This is a genomic window from Candidatus Sororendozoicomonas aggregata, from assembly GCF_031528575.1.
GTDB classification, from domain to species: domain Bacteria; phylum Pseudomonadota; class Gammaproteobacteria; order Pseudomonadales; family Endozoicomonadaceae; genus Endonucleibacter; species Endonucleibacter aggregata.
This window is the reverse complement of the sequence record NZ_JAVLSP010000173.1, coordinates 1-3,152: the sequence shown is the minus strand read 5'-3', so window position 1 is coordinate 3,152 and position 3,152 is coordinate 1. Positions and strand designations below refer to the sequence as shown.

The following is a 3,152-nucleotide window of genomic DNA, read 5'->3' as shown; positions in this document are numbered from 1 at the left end:
ACTGCGGCTACGATAAATGGGTCTAAAAAGTCGCTTTTGTTCGTCAAATAGTCCCGCTATTCTCCTCACAAAAGCGACTTTTTATCCGCCATTTCTCGCGGTTCTCGCCACGGGCAGACTTTTAAGACTGCTTCTTAGGGATCACCAATCCATTGCGGAACCGTCATAATCGAAGAACTGCCCGGAAGTATCAAGGCAAAGATCAGAGATCACCTGGTGAACACCCACGGCAGACTGCTCGGGGGTAATTTCAGCGTTTTTACCCCCCATATTTGTCTTAACCCAGCCGGGATGAATCATGCAAACAGACGTACCCTGCTCACCAAGATCAACAGCTAAAGAGCGGCCCACCATGTTTAAAGCCGCTTTGGAGCTGTTGTAGATGTACGACATACCATTGGTGTTAAAAGCCAAACTGCCCAATAACGAGCTGATGAGTACGACCTTCGCGTTACGGGTAAACTTGCTGCGAAGGGCACGAGTCACCATGAAGGGGCTGATGGTATTAACATCAAAGATGTTGAGCCATTCAGACCTGGTGATTTCATCGATGGGTTGTCCGGCAAATTCTTCCATCCCAGGCCCGGCAGGTGCCTTAGGCCCGAAAATACCGGCACAATGGATAAGGGTGTCGATGGCGCCGTCAATGGCGTGTTTGAAATTGGTAATACTGGACTCACTGGTAACATCTAGCGGAAGAATGCGCAGTCGCTTATGTTCTTTTGCAAGTTCCTGGAGCCTTTGCGCTTCAGCGGGAGTTCTAACACCCGCGTAAACGGTATCACTCTTCTCAAGATACAACTGCGCTAAAGCGAGGCCGATACCACGATTTGCGCCAGTTACGACTTTAATGGACATTTTTTATACTCCGTTCTGGTTCGCTGGTAGTATCTCAACAGCAAACAGGAGTGAACACAACACCTGACTATTATTTCACGACAAACAGACAGGTATTTATCTGGAAATATCTGAAGCTAGGAGCCTGTCGGACTTATGCTTTCGAGCATAAAATTGAGTAGGGCGAGTCAGAATTTCCGATCAATGTGTGCGAATAGTTGACCTATTTAAGCAAATTGATCGGAAATTCTGGCCGCACTTTCTCGCACTTTCTGGATTTTAGGCCGAAATTGTCTTAAGTCCGACAGGCTCCTAGAGCACAAGCAACAGATATTGAGGCACCGAAATCTATAAACAAAGCGTACGCGACCGAAAGTATGAGCCAGTTGTTACTCTTGCTCCGGTGTGGGGTAAAACCTGAATTTGTACGCTTTCTTAATCATGCGCACATTAACATACTTTTGCGTGAGGAAATAATTGTAGCCAGCCCTCTATCGGGCTGATTCCACAAAAGCGACTTTTTATCCTCCATTTCTCGCAGTCCTCGCTACGGGCAGACTTTTAAGACTGCTTCTTAGAAAAGACGATTGGTATTACCTGTGGTGGGGCATTTATCCCCGCCTTCAGAGTCTCTATAATGATGCCTCAGTTTTTTATCTCCTTTTGTAATGGTTGATTCCCAATGGCTGAACAACGTAAAACTACCGCGTTGATTATTCTTGATGGCTACGGCTTCCGCGAGGAAGCGGATTACAATGCCATCAATGCCGCAAACACTCCGGTAATGGACAAACTGATGGCAGATAGTCCTAACAGTTTGATTTCAGGCTCAGGCATGGATGTTGGTCTGCCCGAAGGCCAGATGGGGAACAGTGAAGTTGGTCACATGAACCTTGGCGCAGGCCGTGTGGTTTATCAAGACTTTACCCGCATCACGAAATCGATTACAGAGGGAGATTTTTTTGATAACCAGGCATTGTGCCAGGGCGTTGACAAGGCAGTAGCCGCCAATAAAGCCGTCCATATTATGGGACTGCTATCTCCTGGCGGGGTGCATAGTCATGAAGATCACCTGCATGCCATGGTTGATATGGCCTCTCGGCGCGGTGCAAAAGCCGTTTATGTTCACGCGTTTCTTGATGGACGGGATACGCCCCCGCGCAGTGCTGAAAATTCCCTTGAGGCTCTTGATAGCCGACTTAAAACGCTGGGTGTTGGCCGGGTTGCTTCACTGATTGGTCGGTACTACGCCATGGATCGTGATAATCGCTGGGATCGTGTACAGGCCGCTTACGATCTGATCACCCAGGGCAAAGCTGACTATAATGCGAAAACTCCCGCAGAAGGCTTAAGCGCGGCTTACAAGCGTGATGAAAATGATGAGTTTGTGAAGGCGACGATCATTGCTGACAAGGGGCAGGCGGCTGCCACGGTAAATGATGGTGATACCGTGGTTTTTATGAATTTTCGGGCTGATCGCGCCCGGGAAATCACCCGCAGTTTTATACAAACTGACTTTGATGGGTTCGAGCGTAAAAAATTACCCGTTCTGGCCGACTTTGTCATGCTGACTCAATATGCCGCTGATATTAACACTCCCTGCGCTTTTCCTCCTACCGAACTACCCAATACTCTGGGGGAATACATGGAAAGACTGGAGAAAACCCAGTTACGTATTGCTGAAACCGAGAAATATGCCCATGTGACCTTTTTCTTCAGTGGTGGGCGGGAGGCACTTTACCAGGGTGAAAGCCGCATTCTCGTAGACTCTCCCAACGTTACCACTTACGACCTGAAGCCTGAGATGAGCGCCTTTGAATTAACCGATAAGCTGGTTGAGGCGATTAAAAGCAAAAAACATGACCTGATTGTCTGTAACTATGCCAATTGCGATATGGTGGGTCATACTGGGGTGTTTGATGCAGCGGTAAAAGCAGTGGAAGCGGTGGATATTTGTATAGGCCGTGTTGTGGATGCGCTGGCCGCAACGGGTGGGCAGTGCCTGATTACAGCGGATCATGGCAATGCTGAACAAATGGTGAACCCTCAGTCAGGGCAAGCCCATACGGCACATACGTGTGAGCGGGTACCTCTGATATACGTGGGGCCTCAGACAATTACTTTGTCTGACGGAGTGCTGTCTGACATATCTCCGACACTGCTGGCCTTGATGAAGCTTGAACAACCCAAAGAGATGACCGGGAAGGTGTTAATCGACTAGTGGTGCCAAGCTCTAATATCCATCCCCTCTATGCTACCAATGGCCGAGCTTTGTAAGTCCACTTAAATGGCTTGGCCAATCTGGTATTAAAAAA

At 48.3% G+C, this 3,152-nt stretch carries 3 protein-coding genes; 1 reads left to right on the top strand and 2 read right to left on the bottom strand.

The window, feature by feature from the left end:
* Window positions 1-141 precede the first annotated feature (141 nt).
* Together V4C51_RS17475 and V4C51_RS17470 are read right to left on the bottom strand one after the other, a co-directional pair.
* Window positions 142-858, bottom strand: a complete 717-nt coding sequence (locus V4C51_RS17475) for an SDR family oxidoreductase (RefSeq protein WP_330927453.1) — start codon at window positions 856-858, stop codon at window positions 142-144.
* 368 nt (window positions 859-1,226) lie between these two features.
* A complete protein-coding gene (locus V4C51_RS17470; protein WP_330927454.1) occupies window positions 1,227-1,280 on the bottom strand; it encodes a helix-turn-helix domain-containing protein in 54 nt (17 codons plus the stop codon).
* Window positions 1,281-1,519: 239 nt separating this feature from the next.
* On the opposite strand from V4C51_RS17470, the gene gpmM reads away from it, so the two are divergent.
* Window positions 1,520-3,058 (top strand): 2,3-bisphosphoglycerate-independent phosphoglycerate mutase, encoded by a 1,539-nt coding sequence (gene gpmM, locus V4C51_RS17465; protein ID WP_330927452.1) that lies wholly within the window; start codon window positions 1,520-1,522, stop codon window positions 3,056-3,058.
* The last annotated feature ends 94 nt before the right edge of the window (window positions 3,059-3,152 follow it).